Source organism: Pseudomonas sp. 34 E 7, from assembly GCF_900005715.1.
Taxonomy (GTDB): domain Bacteria; phylum Pseudomonadota; class Gammaproteobacteria; order Pseudomonadales; family Pseudomonadaceae; genus Aquipseudomonas; species Aquipseudomonas orientalis_A.
The window spans coordinates 1-747 of the sequence record NZ_CVTX01000184.1 but is presented as its reverse complement, the minus strand read 5'-3'; the positions used below and the strand labels follow the sequence as shown (position 1 = coordinate 747).

The following is a 747-nucleotide window of genomic DNA, read 5'->3' as shown; positions in this document are numbered from 1 at the left end:
GACAAGGTCGACGTTGTACTGACCGCCACCACTACTGTTGGCGAAGGCGGCAACATCGTCTACACCGCCAGCCTTGTGGATAAAAACGGCGCGCCGGTGACCAACATCACCAACCCGTTGGCCGTCACCCTGGATAACGGCAAAACCATCACCATCGGTGTGAACCAGTCCAGCGGCAGCGTTTCGGTTGTTGCACCAGATGACGTCTATAAAGGCGACCAAACCGTCACCACTGCTATCAAGACTGTCACTGGTGGCGAGCACTTCGAAAATCTCGTTCCAGGTACCGATAAAGTCACAACAACAGTGACTGACACCCCAGGTACTGATAACACCACCACTGTTACGCTGACCGCGCCGAGCGCAGTCAACGAAGGTGGCCAGATCACCTACACGGCCACGCTCTCCAATAAGGCGGGCAGTGACGTCACGCTGAAGTTGGATAACGGCTCAAATATCACTATCAAAGCCGGTGAAACTGTCGGCACCGTCACCGTCCCTGCGCCTGCCGATGACGTGTTCATCGACAAGAGCACCCAGATCGTCAAAATCACCGACGCTTCCGGCGGCAACTTCGAGCAGCTGGTAGTTGCGCAAAACAGTGCAACTACAGCGATCAACGACACCATCGACAAGGTCGATGTGGTTCTGAGCGCTACCACCACGGTTGGCGAAGGCGGCAACATCGTTTACACCGCCAGCCTTGTGGATAAGAACGGCGCACTGGTGACCAACATCACCAATCCG

1 protein-coding gene is annotated in these 747 nt (G+C 55.8%); it reads left to right on the top strand.

Annotation, left to right across the window (positions count from 1 at the left end):
- The coding region (locus BFP96_RS31460; protein WP_371914777.1) for an immunoglobulin-like domain-containing protein at positions 1-747 on the top strand (747 nt) is incomplete at both ends.